This window comes from Neoaquamicrobium microcysteis, assembly GCF_008180155.1.
GTDB lineage: Bacteria > Pseudomonadota > Alphaproteobacteria > Rhizobiales > Rhizobiaceae > Aerobium > Aerobium microcysteis.
On the sequence record NZ_VSZS01000056.1, the window covers coordinates 103547 to 127472 of the forward strand.

Sequence of the window (23926 nt, forward strand, 5' to 3'; positions counted from 1 at the left end):
GCTGGCCGTGTTAGGCATTTGTTATCCATGTTTCTGACAAATTCAGGATAGCTTGTGCCCGCTGCCGGATGGGGATTGGTTTCAGGGGGAAACCGTGAGTGATGTCCGGCTGCCGTTTCTTTCCAATGTTAGAACCTTCCACGGAGCCGACGTGTCCGCCGCCCTCAGCAAATCCATGATTTCCCGTCGCTCGCTGCTCACGGTCGTGACAGCGTCGGCCGCGTCCGCCGCTCTCGCAGGTTGCACCACCAGCGGCCCGCCGCGCCGCGACCGCGTCGTGACCGAAGCGCCTCCTCCGGTCGAGGAGCTTGGCGCGCCGGTGATGATGTACGCCGCCGTCAACGATGGCGGCCACGCGGTTCCAGCCGTTCCGATCGAGCGTATCGACAGGCGCTATCATCGTCAGGTGGTGCCCGATCCGACTGGCGAGCGCCCCGGGACCGTCGTTGTCGATACCGGCAACCATTTTCTCTACGTCGTACAGCGCTTCGGCCGAGCGATGCGTTATGGCGTCGGGCTCGGCCGTCAGGGCTTCGAGTGGTCCGGCGATGGCGTGATCGAGTGGAAGCAGGCATGGCCCCGCTGGCATCCGCCGGAAGAGATGATCGAGCGCCAGCCGGAGCTCAAGAAGTACAGCACCACCTACGATCCCGTGACGCGCGAGTGGAAGGGCGGCATGGAGCCGGGCATCAGCAATCCGCTCGGCGCGCGTGCGCTCTACATCTACCAGGGTGGCAAGGACACGCTCTATCGCCTGCACGGCTCGCCCGAGTGGTGGTCGATCGGCAAGTCGGTCTCGTCAGGCTGCGTGAGACTCATCAACCAGGACGTCATCGACCTCTACGACCGCGTAGCCGAGAAGTCGCCGATCGTCGTCACGTCGGGCCTGCGCGTCACGGCCTGACCGGCTCAGCTCCCATAAAATCTCAAGCGGCGGGTGCCTTGGCCCCGCCGCTTTATCTTTGCGGCTATCGCTTGCGCAGGCTGCCCAGAATGCCCCGGACGAGTTCGCGGCCGAGCGTCGAGCCCACCGTGCGCACGACCGACTTGATGGCGGCCTCCGTCACGGTCTGCCGCTGGTAGCCGCTGCGCCCCGAAGTCTTGCGCGGGGCGGGCTGCCCCCCATTGCCGGATGAGCCGCCGCCGAAATCCGGCAAAGTCCATCCGCCGCCATCGCCCCGCCCCTGTTCGGCAGGTTGCTGGGCACGGCGGTCATCCTCCTCCTTTGCGCGCGCCGCATCTTCGGCCCGCTTCTGCAGGATTTCATAGGCGGATTCGCGGTCCACGGCCTGATCGTACTGGCCTGCAACCGGGCTCATGCCCATCAGCTTCTTGCGCTCGTCGGGCGTGATAGGCCCCATGCGCGCTGCCGGCGGACGGATCAGCGTCCGCTGCACCATCGAGGGGATGCCCTTTTCCTCCAGCGTGGACACCAGCGCCTCGCCTGTTCCAAGCTTGGTGATGGCTTCGAAGCAGTCGAAATCGGGATTGGGGCGGAAGGTGTCGGCAGCCGTCTTCACGGCCTTCTGCTCGCGCGGCGTGTAGGCGCGCAGCGCGTGCTGGATGCGATTGCCGAGTTGGGCGAGCACGGTTTCAGGCACGTCGAGCGGGTTCTGCGTGACGAAATAGACGCCGACGCCCTTGGAGCGGATGAGCCGCACCACCTGCTCCACTCTTTCGACGAGCGCCCGGGGCGCCTCGTTGAAGAGCAGGTGCGCCTCGTCGAAGAAGAAGACGAGCTTGGGCTTTGCCGGGTCGCCTACTTCCGGCAACTCCTCGAAAAGCTCGGATAGCAGCCACAGCAGGAACGTCGCGTAGAGGCGCGGGTTCATCATCAGCTTGTCGGCGGCAAGCACGTTGATCGCGCCGCGGCCGTCGCGCGTCGTGCGCATGAGGTCGGCGATCTTGAGCGCAGGCTCGCCGAAGAAGTAGTTGCCGCCCTGCTGTTCCAGCACCAGCAGCTGGCGCTGGATCGCGCCGACCGACTGGCGCGTCACGTTGCCGTAGCGCGCGCCGATCTCGGCCGCCCGCTCCGCCATGTTGGCGAGGATCGCCTGCAGATCCTTCATGTCGAGCAGCAGCATTCCCTCTTCGTCCGCGATGCGGAAGGCGATGTTCATCACGCCCTCCTGCGCGTCCGACAGGTTCATCAGGCGCGAAAGAAGCAGCGGTCCCATCTCGGAGACGGTCGCGCGGATCGGGTGCCCCTGCTCGCCGAACAGATCCCAGAAGATGACGGGAAATTCGCCGAACTCGTAAGGATCGAGCTTGATCGCCTCGGCGCGCTTGAGCAGGAAATCCTTGGCTTCGCCCATCATGGCGATGCCGGAAAGGTCACCCTTGATATCGGCGCAGAACACGGGAACGCCTGCGCTCGAAAAGCCCTCGGCGAGGATCTGGAGCGTCACCGTCTTGCCGGTGCCCGTCGCACCCGTCACTATTCCGTGCCGGTTGGCGTATTTCAGCAGCAGTTCCTCGGCCTTCTGGTAGCTGTCGTCGGGGGTTCGGCTGGCGCCAAGGAAAATGCCCGTCTGCTGCTCTTCCCACATATGCCCTCTCCAATGCCCTCTTGCCGGCGGCTCTAAGCCTTTATGCCGGTATAGCCAGCCCGGCGAGACCTGCCAATCGCGTTGATGCGCGCCGTTGCCGATTGAACACACGGCTTCATGAAATGCAGTCATGCGTCGTGATAATGGGATGGGCGACCGGCCTTCGCATTGCAGCAGCGTCGCGTGCATCCTAAACTTGGCGCTGGTTACCGCCACCGGGCGGATGTGGAGCGACATGGAAGCGGCGATCATCAATACCGGCACCTTTCCGCCGATCAGCCGTGCCCAATGGCTGGAGACGCTGCGTGCCGGCGGTGCCGCCCTGCGGCGCGGCGATGCCCCGCCCCCCTTGTCCTATTCCGACCTCCAGTTCGAGAACCTCAGGCAGAACGGTTCGCAGCCGGGCGCCGTCGCGCCGGGATGGACCATCGTCCAGCGCGTGGACGATTCGGATGCCAAGCGCGCCAACCATCAGGCACAGGACGACATCGCGGGCGGCGCGACAGGCCTGGCCATCGTCTTCGAGGGCGCGCCCAACGCGTTCGGTTACGGTCTGCCCGCGCGACCGGAAGCGCTGGCCGCAGCGCTCCACAACGTCCAGCTCAACCGCATCTATCTGCGTATCGACGTGCACCCTTCCAGCCGTGCGTCGGTCGACTGGATCGTCGAGCTCATGCGCCGCAAGAAGGTCGATCCCGCGCGCCTCAGCCTCTCCTTCGGCATAGACCCGGCCGCGATCTTCGCCGGAAACGGCAGCCTGCGCATGTCGATCGAGGCGCTGAAGGCGTCGATGCCGCCGTCCCTCGCGCATTTCTTCGCCATGGGCATTCCCGCCGTGCTGCTGGAAGCCGATGGCCGCGTCATGCACAATGCCGGCGCAACCGAGGCGCAGGAGCTGGGCGTGATGCTCGCCAGCGCCGTGTCGCATCTCCGCATGTTCCAGGAGGCGCGGCAGCCGCTCGTCTATGCGGCCCCGCATATCGGCTTCGCGCTTTGCGCCGATCAGGACCAGCTTCTGTCCATCGCCAAGATCAGGGCGCTGCGGCGGCTGTGGGCGCAGTTGCAGGAAGCCTGTGCGATACCGCCCTCGCCCGCCAAGGTCCATGTCGAGACGTCCTACCGGATGTTGAGCGCGCGCGGCGTGGAAACCAATATCCTGCGCAACACGCTGGCGGCGTTCTCGGCTGCGGCGGGCGGCGCCGACACCATCAGCGTTCTGCCGCACACCGCGCCCCTCGGGCTGGCGGAGAGCAAGGCGAGAGAGCTTGCCCGCAACGCGCAGCTCGTGCTGGCCGGCGAGACGCATCTCAGCCTCTTCGCCGACCCGCAAGGCAGCTCCGAGGACCTCGAGATCCTCACGGCATCGCTATGCGAGGCTGCATGGGAAGAATTCCGTCAGATCGAAGCGGAAGGCGGTCTGCTGACCAGCCTCGCCGCCGGCAAGGTGCAAATACGCGTCATCGCCGCGCGAGACAGCAGGCTCCAGAAACTGCGCGAGCATGGGTCGGGCGTGGTCGGTGCGTCCGGCACCGCCGCCGACGACAGCATAGCCATGCTGAAGGCGGACCGCCGGGAAGCGCCGTCGGACGGCGTCGTCTTTTGCGAAAGCCTGCCGCCCGTCAGGCTGGAAGAACTTCTGCGCGGCTGATAGCCGCCGAAATCAGCGCGTCGCGATCGACACGATCTCCCAGTTCTTGCCGCTGACGGTCGCGACATCGCCGACCTTCTTGCCGAAAAGCGCCTGCGCCATCGGCGACACGTGCGAAATCTTGCCCTGCGACACGTCCGTCTCGTCTTCGCCGACGATCTTCCACGTGCGCTCTTCCTCGTCGTCGTTGACGATGGTGACGCGCATGCCGAACCGCACGACATCGTCTTTAGGGTCGGGCTCGGAAAGCTCGGCCGACTCGCGGCGCGCGGTCCAGTAGCGCAGGTCGCGCGCAACGAGGGCGATGCGTTCGCGCACGCCTTCGGCCTCCGCGCGGCCAAGCTCCTCGCGCAGGCGGGCGACTTCCGCGTCGATCATCGCCAGCCCCTCGGGCGTGACGAGGTTGCGATGGGTGCTCACGGGCCGCTCGCCGATGTCGGCAAGGGCGGCTTCGCTGTCTTCTTCTCTTGTGAAAGCTCTGCTCATGGAACAAATCTAGGTTACGGGAGCATGGTCGGCAAGTTGCTACGACCATTGAGGGTGGCACGCATCATGCAAACCCCCTTTGGCATGGTGGTTACAACTGTCCCGAAAATAAACAGGCGAAAGCTTCTCGCCGGCGCGCTGGGCCTCGCCGGCAGCGCCATTGCGGCGCGTGCGGCCGCGGCCCCGCTGGCCGACATGACCGTCACGTCGGCGATCCGCGGCTCCATCAATGCCGAGGAATTCGGCGTCTGGCCGGGAGCGCTGGACGACCAGAGCCGCGCGTTTGCGAAGATGCTGGCCAAGGCCGCCGAGAGCCGCGCGCCGGTCTTCCTGCCACCTGGCGACTACAGGGTGTCCAACATCCGCCTTCCCCGCGAGACGCGGCTTGTCGGGGTCCCGGGCGCGACGCGCATCGTCTACGGCGGCGACGGCTATCTTTTCGCCGCCGAGGATGCCGGCTTCATCGAACTGACCGGGCTGTCGATCGACGGCGCCAACCGGCCGCTGGGCCGCGAGGCGCAGGCCTTGGTCGAGATGCGCCGCGTGGCAAATCTGGCGATGGACCGCTGCGAGATACTGGGCAGCGCCGGGTCCGCCATCGCGCTGGAGCGCGTCTCGGGCTCGGTCGAGCGCTCCACGATCAGCGGCGCGGCCGCATACGCGCTCTACAGCGTGGAGGCCGGCCGCATGCGCATCGCCTCAAACGTCGTGTCGGATTGCGGCGACGGCGGCATTCTCGTCCATCGCTGGCAGCCGGCGGCCGACGGCTCCATGGTCACCGGCAACCGCATCGAACGCATCGGCGCGCGCAGCGGCGGCACGGGCCAGAACGGCAACGGCATCAACGTCTTCCGCGCCGACAACGTGATCGTGGCGGACAACCACGTCGCCGACTGCGCATTTTCGGCGATTCGCGCCAACAGCGCCGGCAACGTCCAGATCACCGGCAACCAGTGCCTGCGCTCCGGCGAGACCGCGATCTACTCGGAGTTCTCCTTCGAGGGCGCGGTCATCGGCTCGAACGTGGTCGATGGGGCCGCCATCGGCATATCCATCGCCAACTTCAACGAGGGCGGCCGGATGGCCGTCTGCAACGGCAACATCGTTCGCAATCTGGTCGACAAGGCTCCCTACGAAGCCTTCGAGGCCGTGGGTTTCGGCATCGGCATCAGCGTGGAAGCCGACACCGCCGTCAGCGGCAACGTGGTCGAGAACGCACCGCGCTTCGGCATGATGCTCGGCTGGGGCGAGTTTCTGCGCAACGTGACGGCAACCGGAAACGTCGTTCGCAACGCGCGGGAAGGCTTTGCCGTCTCAGTCGTGGAGGGCGCCGGGTCGGCGATCGTCGCCGACAACATCGTCGACGGCTCCGAACGCGCGGTTGTCGGCTACCGCTGGGCGGATGCCGCCACCGGCGATCTCGCTGGGGGCGACGAAACCCGCTTCGGCCATCTGCGGGTCGAGCGCAACCTCGTCAGCTAGCCAACGCGCCGGCGGGTCTCACCCGGCCGACCTCGATGCCGTTCCAGTTCTTCATCACCGGGTTGGCAAGTTCGCGCATCGCGCCAGACAGTTCCGCATCGCCCGACAGAAGCCTGCCGAGCACGGCCGCGACCATGGTCTCCGCCGCCCTGCCCGCCCCGTCGTCGCATTTGATGGCGAGGCCGAGCCCGAGTTCCGGCACCGCGCCGCAATAGACGCCCTCGGCACCCGTCTTGACCATGATCCGGCCTCCGGCGGCTTGCATCAGGCGCGTGTCCATGCGCTCGGTGCCCGCCACGAAGAACGGCTCTGCCATGCACGCCGCAAAGATGCGCCGTGCCGCCTTTGCCCGCTCCGCGCCCAGCCCGACGCCGGTAGCCATGCGCGCGAAGCCGAGCGCCAGGTTCTTCAGCGGAACCGCATAGGTGGGTATGGAGCAGCCGTCCGTTCCGCAGATGTCGGCTTCATGCGCGGCTCCCGTCACCGTCTCCATCGCCTCGCGCACCATCTGCTGCGAGCGATGCCCGGCGTTCACGTAGCCGCTGTAGTTCAATCCCATATGCGCGCAGGTGCAGACGAAACCGGCATGCTTGCCCGAGCAGTTGTTGTGCAGCGCGCTCGGCGCAGCCCCGCCGCGCGCGAGTTCGAGCGCCGCCTCCTGCCGCATCGGCCAGTGCGCCCCACATTCCAGCGCGGTGTGATCCAGCCCTGCCCTTCCAAGCATGGAGGCTGCCAGCCCGGCGTGTTCCGGCTCACCCGAATGCGAAGCGCAGGCAAGCGCGATCTCCCGATCCCCGAAGCTATAGGCGTCTGCCGCACCCGATTCCACCAGCGGCAGCGCCTGTATGGCCTTGACCGCCGAGCGGGGAAATGTCGGGCGCCCGACATCGCCCAGTTCCAGCACCACCTTGCCGTCGCCATCGACCACGCAGACCGCTCCCCGGTGCCGGCTCTCGACGATGTTACCGCGCGTGACTTCAACCAGAATGGGATTTGACATTATTTCACCAGAGTTGCGAGTTTCGAGGCCATAATCCGCCAGATCGCCAGACGCAAAGGGTTTCGCTTGCTCCAGTTCAGCTTCCTGCGCCTGCTGCGCCGCGCCGCCATCGCCTTCTTTCTGGTCTTCCTGCTCCCCGTTGCAGGCACTGTCGCGTGGTGGTCGCTGCAGGACAGGCCCACGTCATGGCGCGGGGCAAGCTGGGCGGCAAGCGGCGTCCTTCCGGCCGCAGGCGACAATTCCGATGCCGCCATCCACGTCATGGCGGCGCGAACCGGCGGGCTCAAGGGCGCGATCTCCCTTCACAGCTGGATCGTGGTCAAGAAGCCGGGCAGCGCCGAATACGAACGCTACGACAAGGTCGGCTGGGGCATGCCGGTGCGGCGCAACGCCTATCCCGCCGACGCGCTCTGGTATTCCAATCTGCCATGGTCGGTCCATTCCGTCACCGGGGCGGAGGCCGAGCGGTTGATCCCGCAGGTAGAGGCCGCCATCGCCGCCTACCCCTATGCCGGCAATGGCGGCTACCGCATCTGGCCCGGCCCGAACTCCAACAGCTTCGTCGCTCACGTTGTGGCAACGGTGCCGGAACTGGGCGCCCAGATGCCGCCCAACGCCACCGGACGCGACTATGCGCCCGGCTTTGCATCGCTGCGCATCTCGCCCGACTGGCGCGAACTGCACGCAACGTTGGGCGGGTTGGCCGGTGTGTCCATCGGCATGCGCAGCGGCTTCGAGGTCCATCTGCTGGGCGTCGTCGCGGGGGTCGATTTTCTTCGCCCCGCGCTCAAGATCCCGGCGCTCGGCCGCGTCGGCTGGTAGAGGCGGTCAGTCGAAGCGGATGATGCCCGCCGCCATGAAGCCGCCATCCACGGCGATCGTCTGGCCGGTGATGTAGCTCGCCTCCGGCGAAAGCAGGAAAGCGATAGCGGCCGCAACCTCGTCCGGTTCGCCATAACGGCGCTGCGGCAGGCGATCGAGCCAGTGCCGGCGCACCTCGTCGCCGTGCAGCCTTGCCACCATCGGCGTGTCCACCGGGCCGGGCGCGACGCAGTTTACCCGCACTTCGCGCTGGGCGAGTTCGACCGCCATCACCTCCGACATCAGCTTCACGCCTGCCTTCGATGCGCCGTAGGCCGCACGGCCGTGATTGCCGCGAAGGCCGGAAACCGAAGCGATGTTGACGATGGCCAGCGTCTCGGCCATGCGCTCGACCGCTGCCTTCGCCGCGATGAACGAGCCGACGAGATTGATGTCGAGGATCTGGCGAAACTGCTCGGCAGTGGTCTCCATCACCGGCGTGTCGCGTGCGACACCGGCGGAATTGACCAGCCCGCCGATGGGGCCCAGAACGTCAACCGCCTGATCGAAAGCTTCCGAGACCATCTCCTCGTCGCTCACGTCCACGGAGATGAACACCGCGCTCTCGCCGGAGAACATGTCTTCGGCAGCCGCAAGCGCCACCGGATCGGCGTCGAGCACGGCCACCGGCCATCCATCGTCAAGGAGCCATTCGACAGTGGCGAGGCCAATGCCGGATGCGCCCCCGGTGACGATGGCGGATGGTTTCATTTGATCCTTTCGAGGATGGATACGTAGTTGGCGACGGCCGCGCCGCCCATGTTGAAGATGCCGCCCAGCTTGGCGCCCTCGACCTGGATGCCGCCGGCCTCGCCGGTCAGTTGCATCGCGGTCAGCGCGTGCATGGAAACGCCCGTCGCGCCGATGGGATGGCCCTTGGCCTTGAGCCCGCCCGACGGGTTCACCGGCAGGCGGCCGCCCTTTTCGGTCTGGCCTTCCAGCGCGATCCTGCCGCCCTCGCCTCGCTTCGCAAGGCCCATGGCTTCGTATTCGATCAGTTCCGCGATGGTGAAGCAGTCATGCGTTTCGACGAAGGAGAGATCGTCCAGCGACACGCCGGCATTCTTCAGCGCGCGCTCCCAGGCGGCCTCGCAGCCCTCGAAAAGCAGGATGTCGCGCTTCGACATGGGCAGGAAATCCTGCACGTGCTCGTTGGCGCGGAAGGCCACCGCGCGGCGCATCGAAAGCGCGGTGGTCGCATCGGAAAGCACAATCGCGGCAGCACCGTCAGACACCAGCGAGCAGTCGGTACGCTTCAGCGGCCCGGCGACGAAGGGATTGCGCTCGCTCTCGGTGCGGCAGAACTCGTAGCCGAAATCCTTGCGCATGTGCGCATACGGGTTCTCGACACCGTTCTTGTGGTTCTTGGCTGCAATGCGCGCCAGCGCGTCGGACTGGTCGCCGTGGCGCTGGAAATAGGCGGCTGCGATCTTGCCGAACTGGCCTGCGAAACCGGCGGGCGTGTCGCCCTCTTCCGCGATATAGGACGCCTTGAGCAGGTTCTTGCCGACTTCCGCTCCCGGCGTCGTGGTCATCTGCTCCACGCCGACGACGAGCACGACACGTGCGGCGCGCGCCTCGATGGCGCGGATGCCCTGACGCACGGCAGCCGACCCGGTCGCGCAGGCGTTCTCGACGCGGGTGGCCGGCTTGAAGCGCAGCCGGTCATCGGCCTGAAGAACGAGGCTGGCGGTGAAATCCTGAGCCGAGAACCCGGCGTTGAAATGACCCAGCACGATCTCGTCGACGTCGTCGGGACCGATGCCCGCATGGTCGAGCGCGTCCTTCGTTACTTTGACGATGAGGCTTTCAACGGTCTCGTCGGCAAGCTTGCCGAACTGCGAATGGGCCCAGCCCACGATACAAGCGGTCATCTATCTCTCCCTAGGTTGTGAGCATAGCACGCCGAAAACGTTCGGCGAGCCACTATATTTTGTTCAACGATGAACGAATTGTGCGCTGCCGTAAAGAGCATATCGCAACCGCGAAATGGGAATTGTTCTTGATTGATGGCTCAATCAAAAATAGACCGTGAGCAGGAGTCGTCATGCCCAAGATCGGAATGGAGCCGTTGCGCCGCAAGGCGCTCATAGACGCAGCCATCCTCGCAATCGGCGAGAGGGGTTCGCTCGACGTCACCATGTCCGAGATCGCCGGCAAGGCGGGCGTTTCGCCTGCACTCGCGCACCATTATTTCGGCGCGAAGGACGATCTGCTTCAGGCCACCATGCGCCATATCCTTCGGGCGCTGGGGCGCGACACTGTTGCCGCGCTGGAGAAGCTGACCGAGCCGCGCGCGAGGATAAGCGCCGTCATCGCCGTCAACTTCGCCCATGCGCAGTTCCGCCCGGAGATCATCGCTGCGTGGCTCGCCTTCTATGTGGAGGCCCAGCGCTCGCAACCCGTGCGGCGGCTTCTGCGGATCTACGCGCGGCGGTTGCATTCCAACCTGATGAGCGGCCTTCGCCCCCTGCTTCCGGCAGACGAGGCGGAGCGCACGGCGGAAGGCATCGCGGCGCTGATCGACGGGCTCTACATCCGCCACGCGCTGAAGGACGGCGCGCCGGATGCCGCACGCGCCGTCGCACTCGTGGAAGACTATCTCGAAACCCGGCTGGCGAGGGAGACAGCACACTTATGAGCAGCAAGCCGAACATCCTCATCGTGATGGTGGACCAGCTTACCGGCACGCTGTTCCCCGACGGCCCGGCGGATTTTCTCCACGCCCCGCATCTCAAGGCGCTGGCGGCGCGTTCGGCGCGTTTCGTCAACAATTACACCGCCTCGCCGCTCTGTGCGCCGGCCCGCGCGTCCTTCATGAGCGGCATGCTGCCGTCCCGCACCGGGGTCTACGACAACGCGGCCGAATTCGGCTCGTCGATCCCCACCTTCGCGCATCATTTGCGGGCTGCGGGCTACTACACCTGCCTGTCGGGCAAGATGCACTTCGTCGGGCCGGACCAGCTCCACGGCTTCGAGGAAAGGCTGACGACCGACATCTACCCGGCCGATTTCGGCTGGACGCCGGACTGGCGCAAGCCGGGCGAGCGGATCGACTGGTGGTATCACAATCTGGGCTCGGTCACCGGCGCAGGCGTTGCCGAGATCACCAACCAGCTCGAATATGACGACGAAGTCGCGCACAACGCGGTCCAGAAGCTCTACCAGCTTTCCCGCACCTCGCAGGACGAGGACCGCCGGCCGTGGTGCCTGACGGTTTCCTTCACCCATCCGCACGACCCGTTCGTCGCGCGGCGCAAGTATTGGGATCTCTACGAAGACTGCGCACATCTGGAGCCTGAAATCCCGTTTATCCCGCTGGAACAACAGGATGCGCATTCGCAGCGGCTCTACAAGGCGAGCGATTACGCCTCGTTCGACATCACCAAAGAGGACATTCGCAGGTCGCGGCAGGGCTATTTCGCCAACATCTCCTACATAGACGACAAGGTCGGCGAGCTGCTGGGCGTGCTGGCAGACACCCGCATGGCGGACGACACGGTCGTCGTTTTCTGCTCCGACCACGGCGAAATGCTGGGCGAGCGCGGCCTCTGGTTCAAGATGAGCTTCTTCGAGGGCTCGTCGCGGGTGCCGCTTATGATCGCGCATCCCATCATCCCCAGAAGCTCGATTCGTCGTCCCACATCCAACCTCGACCTCGGACCCACGCTCTGCGCTCTGGCCGGCATCGATCTGGAGCCCATCGCTGCATGGCTGGACGGCGAATCCCTCTTGCCCTTGATCGACGGAAACCCGCGCAAAACCCCGGTGTGCATGGAATATGTGGCGGAAGGCTCCATCGCTCCGATGGTGGCGATCCGGACGGAAACCCACAAATTCGTCCACTGCCCCGCCGATCCGCCGCAACTCTTTGATCTTGCTGCAGATCCGCGCGAGCAGACCAACCTCGCCTCAAACCCCGCCCATGCGGACCTCGTCCGCTGGTTCCAGGCCGAGGTGGAAAAGCGCTGGGACATCGCCCGTTTCGACGCCGACGTACGCGAGAGCCAGGCCCGCCGCTGGGTGGTTTATCCGGCGCTGCGAAACGGCGCGTACTACCCCTGGGACTTCCAGCCGCTGCAGAAAGCGTCGGAGCGCTACATGCGCAACCACATGGACCTCAACGTGCTCGAAGAGCGCCAACGTTTCCCGAGAGGCGAATGATGAGTGAACCCCGCATCCCCGATCTCGACCACCTGCGCCGCGCCTATGACGCCACCTCGAAGGCAACGCAGGTCACCCCGCTGCTGGAAGCTCGCGCACTGGCCAAGCTGACCGGCGCGGAGCGCGTATTCGTCAAGCCGGAATCGCTGCAATGGGCCGGCTCGTTCAAGGTGCGCGGGGCGTACTGGCGGCTGAAATGCCTGACCGCCGAAGAGGCCCGCAAGGGAGTCGTCGCCTATTCGTCGGGCAATTTCGCGCAGGGGCTGGCGGCTGCGGGCCAGGCGCTTGACATTCCGGTCACGATCGTCATGCCGATCGACGCGCCAAAGGCAAAGAGCGACGCCACGCGCGGCTATGGCGCCCGCGTGATCCAGACCGAGCACGGCAGCCGCGCCCGCGAGGAAGTGGCGCTGGAACGCGCGAAGGAGATTTCGGAAGCGGAGAAGCTGACGCTGCTGCACCCGTTCGACGACCCGGAAGTGGTTGCCGGACAGGCAGGCGTCGGGCTGGAGGCGCTGGACCAGCTGGCTGCCAAAGGCGTCTCCGCCAACACGCTGTTCTGTCCCGTCGGCGGCGGGGGGCTGATCGGCGGCGTCTCGCTGGCCTTCCACTACCTTTCGCCGCGCACGGAGATCGTCGCCGTCGAGCCCGAGCGCTTCAACGGGATGGGAAAGTCGCTGGCGCATGGCGGCATCGAGACGGTGCCGCTGACCACCCCGCCCTCGATCTGCGACGGGCTGATGGCGCGCCGGCCGGGTGTGGCGCCTTTCGCGGCGATGGAGCGGGTGGGCGCGCGCCCGGTGACGGTTGCAGACGCCGACGTGCGCCGCGCGATGAAGCTCGCCTTCGAGCGGCTGAAGCTGGTTCTGGAGCCTTCGGGTGCGGCATCGCTGGCGGCACTTCTCTCGGGCACCGTGGACGTGACCGGCGACACCGTGCTTGTCGTCTGCTCGGGCGGCAACGTCTCGCTGGCGGATTTCATGAGGCATGTCGCCGATGCTTGAGGCCGACTACGTCATCGTCGGCTCGGGCTCGGCGGGGGCGGCGTTGGCCTACCGCCTGTCGGAGGACGGCAGGCATTCGGTCATCGTCATCGAATATGGCGGGTCGGATTTCGGCCCGTTCATCCAGATGCCGGCGGCCCTCTCCTTCCCCATGAACATGAGCATGTACGACTGGGGCTTCCAGAGCGAGCCGGAGCCGCATCTGGGCGGGCGCGTGCTGGCCACGCCGCGAGGGAAGGTCATCGGCGGTTCCTCGTCCATCAACGGCATGGTCTATGTGCGCGGCCATGCGCGCGACTTCGACCATTGGGCGGAGGAAGGTGCTGCCGGCTGGTCGTATGCGGACGTGCTGCCCTATTTCAAGCGCATGGAGAACTCCGACGGCGGCGAGGATGGCTGGCGCGGCACCGACGGGCCGATGCACGTGCGGCGCGGCCCGCAGGAAAATCCGCTCTACGCAGCCTTCATCGAGGCGGGGCGGCAGGCGGGTTTCGAGCTGACTCAGGACTACAACGGATCGAAGCAGGAAGGCTTCGGGCCGATGGAGCAGACGATCCACAAGGGCCGCCGCTGGTCGACCGCAAACGCCTATCTGCGCCCCGCGCTGAAGCGGCAAAACGTGAGTCTCGTCAACGGCTTCGCGCGGCGCGTGGTGATGGAGAATCAACGCGCCGTCGGCGTCGAGATCGAAGTTCGCAAACAGATTCAGGTCGTTAAAGCACGACGTGAAGTCGTCATCGCCGCCTCCTCGATCAACTCGCCCAAGCTGCTGATGCTGTCGGGCATCGGACCGGCCGGACACCTGCGGGAAAACGGCATCGAAGTGGTGGCCGACAGGCCGGGCGTGGGCCAGAACCTTCAGGACCACATGGAGCTCTACATCCAGCAGGAATCGCTCCAGCCGATCACGCTCTATTCCAAGCTGAACCTGTTTTCGAAAGCGCTGATCGGGGCGCAGTGGCTGTTCTTCAAATCCGGCCTCGGGGCGAGCAACCACTTCGAGGCGGCAGCCTTCCTTCGCTCCGCGCCGGGCGTGGACTACCCCGACATCCAGTATCATTTCATCCCGGTCGCCATCCGCTATGACGGCAAGGCCGCGGCGAAGGCGCACGGCTTCCAGGCGCATGTCGGCCCGATGCGGTCCAAGTCGCGCGGCTCCGTCACCCTGCGCTCCGCCGATCCGCGCGAGAAGCCGGTAATCCGCTTCAACTACATGTCCCACCCCCACGACTGGTTGGACTTCCGCCACTGCATCAGGCTGACCAGGGAGCTTTTCGGCCAGCAGGCGTTCGATCTTTACCGGGGCCGCGAGATAGCGCCGGGCGACGACGTCCAGAGCGACGAGCAGCTCGACGCCTTCATCCGCGAACATGCCGAGAGCGCCTACCACCCGTGCGGCACATGCAGGATGGGTCGCGCGGACGACGCGATGTCGGTCGTCGATCCCGAGTGCCGCGTGATCGGCGTAGAGGGGCTGCGGGTCGCCGACTCCTCGATCTTCCCGCGCATCACCAACGGCAACCTCAACGCGCCGTCCATCATGACGGGCGAGAAGGCGGCGGACCATATTCTCGGCCGCCAGCCGCTCAGCCCGTCCAATCAGGAACCATGGATCAACCCGCGCTGGCGGGAATCCGACCGCTAGGAGAAACCCATGCTGGCCCAGCCGAAAGCATCCCACTACATCGATGGCCGCTTCGTGGAGGACACCAACGGCGCACCGCTGGAGGTCATCTATCCGGCCACAGGCGAAGTGATCGCGCGGCTGCACGCCGCAACCCCGGAGATCGTTGAACGGGCGATCCAGTCTGCCGCTGCCGCGCAAGCCAAGTGGGCGCGGATGCGCCCGGCCGATCGCGGCCGCATCCTGCGCCGGGCCGCCGACCTTCTGCGTGAACGCAACGATGAGATCGCGCGCGTCGAGACGCTCGACACCGGCAAGCCGATACAGGAAACGACCGTTGCCGATCCGGCTTCGGCGGCGGAAGCCATCGAGTTCTTCGGCGGGGTCGTCGCAGGCTATCACGGCGAATATATCGACCTTGGCGGCGGCCCCTTTGCCTATACGAGACGCGAGCCGCTGGGCGTATGCGTCGGCATCGGCGCGTGGAACTACCCGATACAGGGCGCAAGCTGGAAATCGGCCCCCGCGCTCGCCATGGGCAACGCGATGATCTTCAAGCCGTCGGAGAACACGCCGCTGACGGCGCTGATGCTGGCCGAAATCTACACCGAGGCCGGGCTGCCCGACGGCCTGTTCAACGTCGTGCAGGGGTTCGGCGATGTGGGCGGCGCGCTTGCGGGCCACGCGCTCGTCGCCAAGGTGTCGCTGACCGGATCGGTGCCGACCGGCCGGAAGGTGCTGGCGCTGGCGGGCTCGCAGATGAAGCACGCGACGATGGAGCTCGGCGGAAAGTCGCCGCTCATCATCTTCGACGATGCCGACGTGGAGAACGCCGTAGGCGGCGCGATGCTCGCAAACTTCTATTCGACCGGGCAGGTCTGCTCGAACGGCACCCGCGTCTTCGTGCAGGACGGCGTCTACGACCGGTTCCTCGACCGTCTCACCGCGCGCACCAAAAAGATCAGGATCGGCGACCCGCTCGATCCGGAGACGCAGATGGGGCCGCTCATCAACAAGGCGCAGCACGAGAAGGTGACGGGCTACATCGACATCGGCAAGGCGGAAGGCGCGACGCTGCACTGTGGCGGCGGCGTGCCGCAGCTTCAGGGGTTCGAGGGCGGCTTCTATGTCGAGCCGACGATCTTCACCGGCGTGAAGGACGACATGCGCATCGCGCGCGAGGAGATCTTCGGACCGGTGATGAGCGTGCTTTCGTTCTCGCGGGAAGACGAGGTGATCGAGCGGGCGAACGATACGGAGTTCGGCCTCTCTGCAGGCGTGTTCACCCGCGACCTGCCGCGCGCGCACCGGGTGATCGCCGAGATCAAGGCCGGGAGCTGCTGGATCAACCACTACAACCTCGCGCCGGCCGAACTGCCTTTCGGCGGCTTCAAGCAGTCCGGCGTGGGGCGTGAGAACTCGCTGGCAGCACTCTCCCACTATTCGCAGCTGAAATCCGTCTACGTCGAAACGGGCGACGTGGAGAGCCCGTACTGAACGAGCGTCATATTTCTCGCGCGAAGGGCCCGTTCGCGCTTGCAGGCGATGCGGCCGGACGCTATAAGCCCGGCCTGCCGGTCACGGAGTGTAGCGCAGCCTGGTAGCGCACCTCGTTCGGGACGAGGGGGTCGCAGGTTCAAATCCTGCCACTCCGACCATCCGGCTCAAAGGGTTTCCCGGCCCTTCCCGCCTGTGGCGCCATCATCGCGACATGAAAAACTGCGCCAATGCCCCTTCGCGCAATTGCGCCGACGGCCATTAGCCTCGGGGAAAAAAGCCCCGCCAACCGAAGCCGGCGGGGTCACCAAAGGGCATTGACGTGCGCAGCCTGCACCCGGCGTCACAACGCCGCATCCCCCGTTCGGGGGATAAAACGCGACGACGTGGAACTTAATGCTTGAACCAACGTTGCAGGGCAGGCCAAACGCTATCGCACGGTAGTTTCGCCTTTGCACCGACGTGTGTACGGAAGCGTCAAAACAGGAACGGACCCGTGATTACCAGATACGCCAATCACGCCATTCTCATCGTGCTGATGTGCTTGGCCGTCGCATTCTTCCTGACCGCCCCCGTTTGAGGCGGCGAGGGCGAAGGCGCGCCCGAACCACAGACATGATCCGGACTGCCCCCGCGTCCTGACAAATTCAGTCAGGCGAAGTCCAGCGCGCGGTCGTCCTCGCCTTCCCTGATACGGGTCGGCAGGCCGAGGCGGTCGAGCACGGCGAGGAACGGCCGGGGCGCCAGATCCTCGACATTGGCCATCTTCTTCACATCCCACTCGCCGGTGGCGATCAGCATGGCGGCAGCGACGGCGGGAACACCGGCCGTGTAGGAGATGCCCTGGCTGCCGACTTCGTTGTAGGCGTCCTTGTGGTCGGCGACGTTGTAGATGAAGACCTCGCGCTCCCTGCCGTCCTTCACGCCCTTCACCAGATCGCCGATGCAGGTCTTGCCGGTGTAGTCGGGTGCGAGCGATGACGGGTCCGGCAGGACCGCCTTCACCACCTTGAGCGGCACGACTTCCAGCCCCTCGGCGGTCGTCACCGGCTGTTCGGACAGGAGACCCAGATTCTTGAGGACGGTGAACACGTTGACGTAGTGGTCGCCGAAGCCCATCCAGAACCGCACCGTCGGCACGCCGAGATTCTGCGACAGCGAGTGAATCTCGTCGTGTCCGGTCATGTAGGTGGTGCTGGTGCCGACCACCGGCAAATCCCACTCCTTGCGGATTTCGAACATGCTGTTCGACACCCACGCATTGTCCTGCCACGACCAGACCTGACCGGTGAACTCGCGGAAATTGATCTCCGGGTCGAAGTTGGTCGAGAAATAGCGGCCGTGGCTGCCGGCATTCACGTCGATGATGTCGATCGTGTCGATGCGGTCGAAATACTCGTCATGGGCGAGCTTCGCATAGGCGTTGACGACGCCGGGGTCGAAGCCCGCGCCCAGGATGGCCGTGACGCCGGCCTTCTCGCACTCCTCGCGGCGCTTCCACTCGTAATTGGCATACCAGGGCGGCGTCTCGCAAATCTTCAGCGGGTCCTCGTGGATTGCGGTGTCGATATAGGCCGCGCCCGTCTCGATGCACGCCGACAGCACCGACATGTTGATGAAGGAGGAGCCGACATTGAGGACGATCTGTGCGCCGGTCTTCTCGATCAGCGCCTTGGTGGCGGCGACATCCATCGCATCGAGCGCGTGGGCCTCGAGCCTGCCCTCCACCTTCAGGCTTCCCTTCTCGCGAACGGAAGCAACGATGGCCTCGCATTTCTCAACGGTGCGGGAGGCGACGTGGATATCGCCGAGGACATCGTTGTTGCGGGCGCATTTGTGCGCCACGACCTGCGACACGCCACCGGCGCCGATGATGAGGACATTCTTCTTCATTTCTGGGGTCTGTCTCCTTCAAGACTGCTTGAACGGGACGGGCCTACGAAAGGCTCGCTGCATAATCGTCGAACCCGAACTCGCGCACGACTTTGACGGTGCCGTCCAGTTCACGGACGGCGATGGACGGCATCTTCACGCCGTTGAACCAGTTCTTCTTGACCATGGTGTAGCCGGCGGCGTCCTGGATGGAGACGCGGTCGCCGACCTTCAGCTCTTCGGGGAAGCGGAACTCGCCGAAGATGTCGCCGGCCAGGCACGACTTGCCGCACACCATGTAGCTGTGGTCGCCCTCGTTGGGCGCGACCTTGGCGCTCTCGCGGTAGATCAGCAGGTCGAGCATGTGCGCCTCGATCGACGAATCGACGATGGCGAGGTTCTTGCCGTTGAACAGCGTGTCGAGAACCGTGACCTCCAGCGTCGTGCTTCGGGTGATCGAGGCCTCGCCGGGCTCCAGATAGACCTGCACGCCGAAGCGCTGCGCGAACGCCTTGAGGCGGGCGCAGAAGGCGTCGAGCGGGTAGTCGTCGCCGGTGAAGTGGATGCCGCCGCCGAGGCTGACCCATTCCACGCGCGACAGAAGTGCGCCGAAACGCTCCTCGATCTGGCCGAGCATGCGGTCGAACAGGGCGAAATCGGCGTTCTCGCAGTTGTTGTGGATCATGAAGCCGCTGATGCGGTCCATCACCGTCTCGATGCGCGCAACGTCCCATTCGCCAAGGCGGCTGAACGGACGCGCAGGATCGGCGAGATCGAAGGTGGAGGACGAGACCTGCGGGTTGAGGCGCAGGCCGCGCGCGATATGCCCTGCCCTGCCGGCGAACCGCTCCAGCTGGCCGATGGAGTTGAAGATGATCTTGTCGGCGTTCGAGATCACCTCGTCGATCTCGTGATCGGCGTAGGCGACCGAATAGGCATGGGTTTCGCCGCCGAATTTCTCGCGACCGAGCTTCACCTCGTTGAGCGAGGACGAGGTGGTGCCGTCCATGTACTGGCGCATCAGGTCGAACACCGACCACGTGGCGAAGCACTTCAGCGCCAGCAGCGCCTTCGCGCCCGAAGCCTCACGCACATGGGCGATCTTCTCCATGTTGCGCAGAAGCTTCTGCTTGTCGATGAGGTAATAGGGCGTGGCTATCGTCGTCATGGTCGGCAATTGCTCGTTGGGGGTCGAGCCGCGTTATAGGGATGCTGAGCCGAATGGCAAACCCGCAGCGGCCTCCATAGCGCCCGTTTGCCACAGCGCCTTGACAAAGACGGCCATTGCGACAAGCTGAATGGCATGAACACGCGCTTCGCATTCGCCATTTTCAGGGTGGTCCCCATCGCGGGATCCTGACCCCGGCTCGGGCTTCCCCGGGACCGGGGAGCCGCGTTTCGCATTTTTCCAATCACCGCCCCCGAACAGCCTGCCTGAGGCGGGCATGACCGTGACGCGATGCGCGCCACGGGGCAGTACATCTTTTCAGACGAGAGACATGACCATGAACAAACCCGAGATCGTCATCAGCAAGGTCGACCACGGACGCCTGACGCAACTCGCCAACGGGCTGCTCGACAGCAAGCCGGACATGGCGGACGGACTGCTCAGCGAGTTGGAACGCGCCAGTGTGGTGGCCGACGACGCGGTGCCTGCCGATACGGTTCAGATGGGCACGACGCTCGAATACACCTCGAACGACGGCAACGGGCGACGCGTGACGCTGGTCTATCCCGGTGAGGCAGACATTGCGGAGGGCAAGATTTCCATCCTGACACCCATCGGCACGGCGCTGCTGGGGCTGGGCGTCGGCCAGTCGATCGAGTGGGTCGCCAATGACGGCAAGGCCCACGTCCTGACCGTCAACAAGGTGGAACGGGCACCATCGACCTGATGGCGGCTCAGCCGCGCGGCACGCGTCCTTCGGCAACGAAGAACGGGTTGGCGAAGGGGGCGTCGTCCGCGCAGGTGCCGTGCCCGTAGCGGAACGGCTCGCCGTCGAGCGTCCGCGTCATGCCGCCGGCCGCACGCAGGACGGCGTCGCCCGCAGCGGTATCCCACTGCATGGTGCGACCGAAGCGGGGATACAGATCCGCCTCGCCCGACGCGACCAGACAGAACTTCAGCGACGACCCGATGGTGACGCGGTCGGCCGGTTCGTAGCGGCCGATGAAGGCGTCGGTTTCGGGCGTGTTGTGCGAGCGGCTGGCGACGATGGTGAGCGGGGCGCTGCCTTCGCGCACGCCGATCGCCCGACGATCAACGGGCTGGTGCGCGCCATCGGTACGCACCATCTCGGCGATGCCCGGCGCGCCGGAATACATTGCATTGGCGGCGGGGGCATAGACGACGCCGACCACCGGCTCGCAGGCGCGCACCAGCGCGATGTTGACGGTGAAGTCGGTGCCGCCCTTGACGAATTCCTTGGTGCCGTCGAGCGGGTCGATCAGGAAGAACACGTCACCCACGGTTTCGGGCGACAGGCCGATTGAGGCTTCCTCCTCGGCGATGATCGCCACGCCGGGAAACCGCTCTCGAAGACCGGCGAGGATGATCGCCTCGGCGTCGCGGTCGGCCTGCGTTACCGGCGAGGAGTCAGCCTTGGCTTCGGCCTCGAAGCCCCGGGCGCGGATTTCCATGATGCGGCTGCCGGCGGCAAGCGCGAGGGGTTCGAGGACGCCAAGGATCGTCCGGTCATCGGGCAGAGTGTGCATGGCAGGCGCGATACTACCCCTCGCCGCCCTTAGCAATAACCATTGCGCTTGAGCGTGTCGTAGACCTCCTGAACCGCATCCTGCGGGGTGGTCTCGGTGGTCCGGATATGGATTTCGGCGTTCTCCGGAGCTTCGTACGGCGAATCGAGACCGGTGAAGTTCTTGATCTGGCCGTCGAGCGCGCGCTTGTAGAGACCCTTGGGGTCGCGGCGGGCGCATTCCTCGAAGGGCGTATCCACGAACACCTCGACGAACTCGCCCTCCCCCATCAGCTCGCGCGCCATGCGCCGCTCGGCCCGGAAGGGCGAGATGAACGAGACCAGCACCAGCAGCCCGGCATCAGCCATCAGCCGGGCCACCTCGGCGACGCGGCGAATGTTCTCCACCCGGTCTTCCTCGGTGAAGCCCAGATCGCGGTTGAGCCCATGGCGCACATTGTCGCCATCGAGGATGTAGGTGTGACGGCCTTCGGCGTGGAGCCTCTTTTCCAGAAGGTTGGCGATGGTCGACTTGCCGGAGCCCGAGAGCCCGGTAAACCAGAGCACCGCCGGCTTCTGGTGCTTCAGCTCGGCGCGCGCATCCCGGTTCACGTCCAGCGCCTGCCAGTGGATGTTGGCCGCGCGGCGAAGCGGATGCAGGATCATGCCCGCCCCGACGGTCGCGTTGGTGAGCCGGTCGATCAGGATGAACGCGCCGGTCGCGCGGTCGTCGGCAAAGCTGTCGAAGGCGATGGGCGCCTGCAGCGAGATATTGCACACGCCGATCTCGTTGAGCTCGAGCGACTTGGCGGCCTCTTGCGAGAAATTGTCGACGTTGATGCGGTGCTTCAGCTCCGTCACCGTCGCGGCGGCCTGGTCGGTCTCGGTGCGCAGGACATAGGCGCGGCCCGGCATCAACGCATGGGCATCGAACCACACGACGCGCGCGGTGAACTGGTCGGCCACCTGCGGACGCGCATCGGGCGTCACCAGCATGTTGCCGCGCGAAACCTCGATCTCGTCCTCCAGCACCAGCGTCACGGCCTGTCCCTCACGGGCGCTGGCGAGATCGCCGCCTGCGGTCACGATGCGGGCTATGCGCGAGGCGCGGCCGGTCTTGGCCTCCACCACCTCGTCGCCGGCCGCGATGGTGCCGGACGCGACGGTGCCGGCAAAGCCGCGAAAGTCGAGATTGGGGCGGTTGACGTACTGAACCGGGAAGCGGAACGGCTGGTCGACCTTGTCTTCCTCGACCTCGACGTTTTCCAGATGCTCGATCATCGTCGGCCCGTCGTGCCATGGCGTATGGGGCGAGCGGCCGACGATGTTTTCGCCATAGCGCGCGGAGACAGGCACTGGGACGATCGAGGCGAACCCCAGATCGGTGGCGAATGCGCGATAGTCCGCGACGATGCGGTCGAAGACCGACTGGTCGTAGTCCACCAGATCGATCTTGTTGACCGCCAGCAGGATGTGGCGGATGCCGAGCGCGGACGCGATGAAGGAATGGCGGCGCGTCTGCGGGAGAACGCCCTTGCGCGCGTCGATCAGCACCACGGCAAGATCGGCCGTGGAAGCGCCGGTGGTCATGTTGCGGGTGTACTGCTCGTGGCCGGGCGTGTCGGCGACGATGAACTTGCGCTTCGGCGTGGCGAAGAAGCGGTAGGCGACATCGATGGTGATGCCCTGCTCGCGCTCGGCTTCCAGCCCGTCGACCAGCAGCGCGAAGTCGATCTCGTCGCCCGTGGTGCCGTGCTTGCGCGAATCGCGTTCGAGAGCGGCGAGCTGGTCCTCGAAGATCAGCCGCGTGTCATAGAGCAGCCGCCCGATGAGCGTCGACTTGCCGTCGTCCACCGAGCCGCAGGTGAGGAAGCGCAGCATCGACTTGCCTTCCTGCTCAGCAAGGTATGCGCGGATGGAATCCGGCGTGCCGGTTTCTTCAGGCTGGGCAGCGGTGAATGCGAGGGCGGATGAAGCCGTGAGGTGAGCCATGGTCAGAAGTACCCTTCCCGCTTCTTCTTCTCCATCGAGCCCGCCTCGTCGCGGTCGATGAGGCGGCCCTGCCGTTCGGAGGTGCGCGCCGTCAACATCTCGGTCACGATGGCTTCCAGCGTGTCGGCTTCCGATTCGATCGCACCCGTCAGCGGGTAGCAGCCAAGCGTGCGGAAACGCACCATGCGCTCCTGCGCCGTCTCGCCCGGCCGCAGCTTCAGCCGCTCGTCATCGACCATGACCAGCATGCCGTCGCGCTCGACGACCGGACGCGGCGCGGCGTAGTAGAGCGGCACGATCGGGATGTTTTCCTGCAGGATGTACTGCCAGATATCGAGCTCGGTCCAGTTGGACAGCGGGAATACGCGGATCGATTCGCCCTGGCTGATGCGGGTGTTGTAGATCTTCCACATCTCGGGGCGCTGGTTCTTGGGGTCCCAGCCGTGCCGGGCATCGCGGAAGGAAAAGATGCGCTCCTTGGCGCGGCTCTTTTCCTCGTCGCGCCGCGCGCCGCCGAAGGCGGCATCGAAGCCGTATTTGTCGAGGGCCTGCCTGAGACCCACGGTCTTCATCACATGGGTGTGGACGTTGGAGCCGGAATCGAACGGGTTGATGCCCTGCGCGACGCCTTCCTGGTTGACGTGCACCAGCAGGTCGAAGCCGAGCTTCGCCGCCATCTCATCGCGAAACGAGATCATCTCGCGGAACTTCCATGTCGTATCGACATGCAGGAACGGAAAAGGCGGCTTGGCCGGATAGAACGCCTTCATCGCCAGATGAAGCAGCACCGAGGAATCCTTGCCCACCGAATAGAGCATCACCGGCCGCGAAAAGCTCGCCGCTACCTCCCGGAAGATGTGGATGGCCTCGGCCTCCAACCGCGCCAGATGCGACAAGCCAACAGTCATGAATCAAGCGTCCTTACCGCGACCTCGCCTTTCCGGCGGCGCCGCATTTGCATTGACCCGAGGGTTTCCCACAGCGGGCGCATTGGGAACAGGTGAATAAGCCTAAATTTCGCCCCGCGACGAGTGCGGATTTGCCCTCACCGGCC

20 protein-coding genes and 1 tRNA gene are annotated in these 23926 nt (G+C 65.4%); 11 read left to right on the plus strand and 10 right to left on the minus strand.

Going from position 1 to position 23926, the window contains the following annotated elements; all coding sequences use genetic code 11:
• Positions 1 to 151: 151 nt before the first annotated feature.
• Complete coding sequence (locus FY036_RS05300; RefSeq protein ID WP_407941126.1) at positions 152 to 904, plus strand: L,D-transpeptidase; 753 nt, start codon at positions 152 to 154, stop codon at positions 902 to 904.
• Positions 905 to 968: 64 nt separating this feature from the next.
• Here the strand turns inward: FY036_RS05300 and FY036_RS05305 are convergent, their stop codons facing one another.
• Positions 969 to 2549, minus strand: coding sequence for a helicase HerA-like C-terminal domain-containing protein (locus FY036_RS05305; protein ID WP_148913664.1), 1581 nt, complete (start codon positions 2547 to 2549; stop codon positions 969 to 971).
• Between the two features lie 235 nt (positions 2550 to 2784).
• On the opposite strand from FY036_RS05305, the gene FY036_RS05310 reads away from it, so the two are divergent.
• Positions 2785 to 4197, plus strand: a complete 1413-nt coding sequence (locus FY036_RS05310; protein WP_148913716.1) for a methylmalonyl-CoA mutase family protein — start codon at positions 2785 to 2787, stop codon at positions 4195 to 4197.
• Between the two features lie 12 nt (positions 4198 to 4209).
• On the opposite strand, the gene greA is transcribed toward FY036_RS05310, so the two are convergent.
• The gene (gene greA, locus FY036_RS05315; protein WP_148913665.1) at positions 4210 to 4683 is read right to left on the minus strand and encodes a transcription elongation factor GreA; all 474 of its coding nucleotides are present in this window, start codon (positions 4681 to 4683) and stop codon (positions 4210 to 4212) included.
• A gap of 66 nt (positions 4684 to 4749) precedes the next feature.
• Here greA and FY036_RS05320 point away from each other — a divergent pair, with 66 nt between their 5' ends.
• Positions 4750 to 6165: a TIGR03808 family TAT-translocated repetitive protein gene (locus tag FY036_RS05320; protein WP_235897536.1), complete on the plus strand. Its 1416-nt coding sequence runs from the start codon at positions 4750 to 4752 to the stop codon at positions 6163 to 6165.
• On the opposite strand, the gene FY036_RS05325 is transcribed toward FY036_RS05320, so the two are convergent.
• Positions 6158 to 7165, minus strand: coding sequence for an asparaginase (locus FY036_RS05325; protein WP_148913666.1), 1008 nt, complete (start codon positions 7163 to 7165; stop codon positions 6158 to 6160). The two genes, FY036_RS05320 and FY036_RS05325, sit on opposite strands and share 8 nt — an antisense overlap.
• A gap of 84 nt (positions 7166 to 7249) precedes the next feature.
• Between FY036_RS05325 and FY036_RS05330 the strand changes: the two genes are divergently transcribed.
• Entirely contained in the window at positions 7250 to 7987 is a 738-nt protein-coding gene (locus FY036_RS05330; protein ID WP_148913718.1) for a DUF3750 domain-containing protein, read from the plus strand.
• A 6-nt stretch (positions 7988 to 7993) separates the two neighbouring features.
• Here FY036_RS05330 and FY036_RS05335 read toward each other — a convergent pair whose 3' ends face one another.
• Both FY036_RS05335 and FY036_RS05340 read right to left on the minus strand, forming a co-directional pair.
• On the minus strand, positions 7994 to 8737 hold the full coding sequence (locus FY036_RS05335) for an SDR family NAD(P)-dependent oxidoreductase (RefSeq protein ID WP_148913667.1): 744 nt from the start codon (positions 8735 to 8737) through the stop codon (positions 7994 to 7996).
• A complete protein-coding gene (locus FY036_RS05340; RefSeq protein WP_148913668.1) occupies positions 8734 to 9900 on the minus strand; it encodes an acetyl-CoA acetyltransferase in 1167 nt (388 codons plus the stop codon). Before FY036_RS05340 ends, FY036_RS05335 begins: the two co-directional genes overlap by 4 nt.
• A gap of 173 nt (positions 9901 to 10073) precedes the next feature.
• On the opposite strand from FY036_RS05340, the gene betI reads away from it, so the two are divergent.
• From betI to FY036_RS05370, 6 genes are all read left to right on the plus strand, one after another.
• A complete protein-coding gene (betI, locus tag FY036_RS05345; protein WP_148913669.1) occupies positions 10074 to 10667 on the plus strand; it encodes a choline-binding transcriptional repressor BetI in 594 nt (197 codons plus the stop codon).
• Positions 10664 to 12190 carry a choline-sulfatase gene (gene betC / locus FY036_RS05350; RefSeq protein WP_148913670.1) on the plus strand — a complete coding sequence of 509 codons (1527 nt, stop codon included), beginning with the start codon at positions 10664 to 10666 and terminating at the stop codon, positions 12188 to 12190. The genes betI and betC overlap by 4 nt, the downstream gene beginning before the upstream one ends.
• Entirely contained in the window at positions 12190 to 13194 is a 1005-nt protein-coding gene (locus FY036_RS05355) for a threonine/serine dehydratase (RefSeq protein WP_201744695.1), read from the plus strand. The genes betC and FY036_RS05355 overlap by 1 nt, the downstream gene beginning before the upstream one ends.
• Positions 13187 to 14839 carry a choline dehydrogenase gene (betA, locus tag FY036_RS05360; protein WP_148913719.1) on the plus strand — a complete coding sequence of 551 codons (1653 nt, stop codon included), beginning with the start codon at positions 13187 to 13189 and terminating at the stop codon, positions 14837 to 14839. The genes FY036_RS05355 and betA overlap by 8 nt, the downstream gene beginning before the upstream one ends.
• 9 nt (positions 14840 to 14848) lie before the next feature.
• Positions 14849 to 16315: a betaine-aldehyde dehydrogenase gene (gene betB / locus FY036_RS05365; protein WP_148913672.1), complete on the plus strand. Its 1467-nt coding sequence runs from the start codon at positions 14849 to 14851 to the stop codon at positions 16313 to 16315.
• 84 nt (positions 16316 to 16399) lie between these two features.
• Positions 16400 to 16476 (plus strand) — tRNA-Pro (locus tag FY036_RS05370).
• A gap of 490 nt (positions 16477 to 16966) precedes the next feature.
• Here FY036_RS05370 and FY036_RS05375 read toward each other — a convergent pair.
• The gene (locus tag FY036_RS05375) at positions 16967 to 18208 is read right to left on the minus strand and encodes a saccharopine dehydrogenase family protein (protein WP_148913673.1); all 1242 of its coding nucleotides are present in this window, start codon (positions 18206 to 18208) and stop codon (positions 16967 to 16969) included.
• A gap of 43 nt (positions 18209 to 18251) precedes the next feature.
• Positions 18252 to 19355 (minus strand): carboxynorspermidine decarboxylase, encoded by a 1104-nt coding sequence (nspC, locus tag FY036_RS05380; RefSeq protein WP_148913674.1) that lies wholly within the window; start codon positions 19353 to 19355, stop codon positions 18252 to 18254.
• Between the two features lie 331 nt (positions 19356 to 19686).
• Between nspC and rnk the strand changes: the two genes are divergently transcribed.
• The gene (gene rnk / locus FY036_RS05385; RefSeq protein ID WP_148913675.1) at positions 19687 to 20082 is read left to right on the plus strand and encodes a nucleoside diphosphate kinase regulator; all 396 of its coding nucleotides are present in this window, start codon (positions 19687 to 19689) and stop codon (positions 20080 to 20082) included.
• Between the two features lie 7 nt (positions 20083 to 20089).
• On the opposite strand, the gene cysQ is transcribed toward rnk, so the two are convergent.
• The 3 genes from cysQ to cysD all read right to left on the minus strand — a co-directional run bounded on the left by cysQ (position 20090) and on the right by cysD (position 23780).
• On the minus strand, positions 20090 to 20902 hold the full coding sequence (cysQ, locus tag FY036_RS05390) for a 3'(2'),5'-bisphosphate nucleotidase CysQ (RefSeq protein WP_148913676.1): 813 nt from the start codon (positions 20900 to 20902) through the stop codon (positions 20090 to 20092).
• Between the two features lie 29 nt (positions 20903 to 20931).
• A complete protein-coding gene (cysN, locus tag FY036_RS05395) occupies positions 20932 to 22761 on the minus strand; it encodes a sulfate adenylyltransferase subunit CysN (RefSeq protein WP_235897543.1) in 1830 nt (609 codons plus the stop codon).
• A 113-nt stretch (positions 22762 to 22874) separates the two neighbouring features.
• The gene (gene cysD, locus FY036_RS05400) at positions 22875 to 23780 is read right to left on the minus strand and encodes a sulfate adenylyltransferase subunit CysD (protein ID WP_148913678.1); all 906 of its coding nucleotides are present in this window, start codon (positions 23778 to 23780) and stop codon (positions 22875 to 22877) included.
• Between the last annotated feature and the right edge of the window lie 146 nt (positions 23781 to 23926).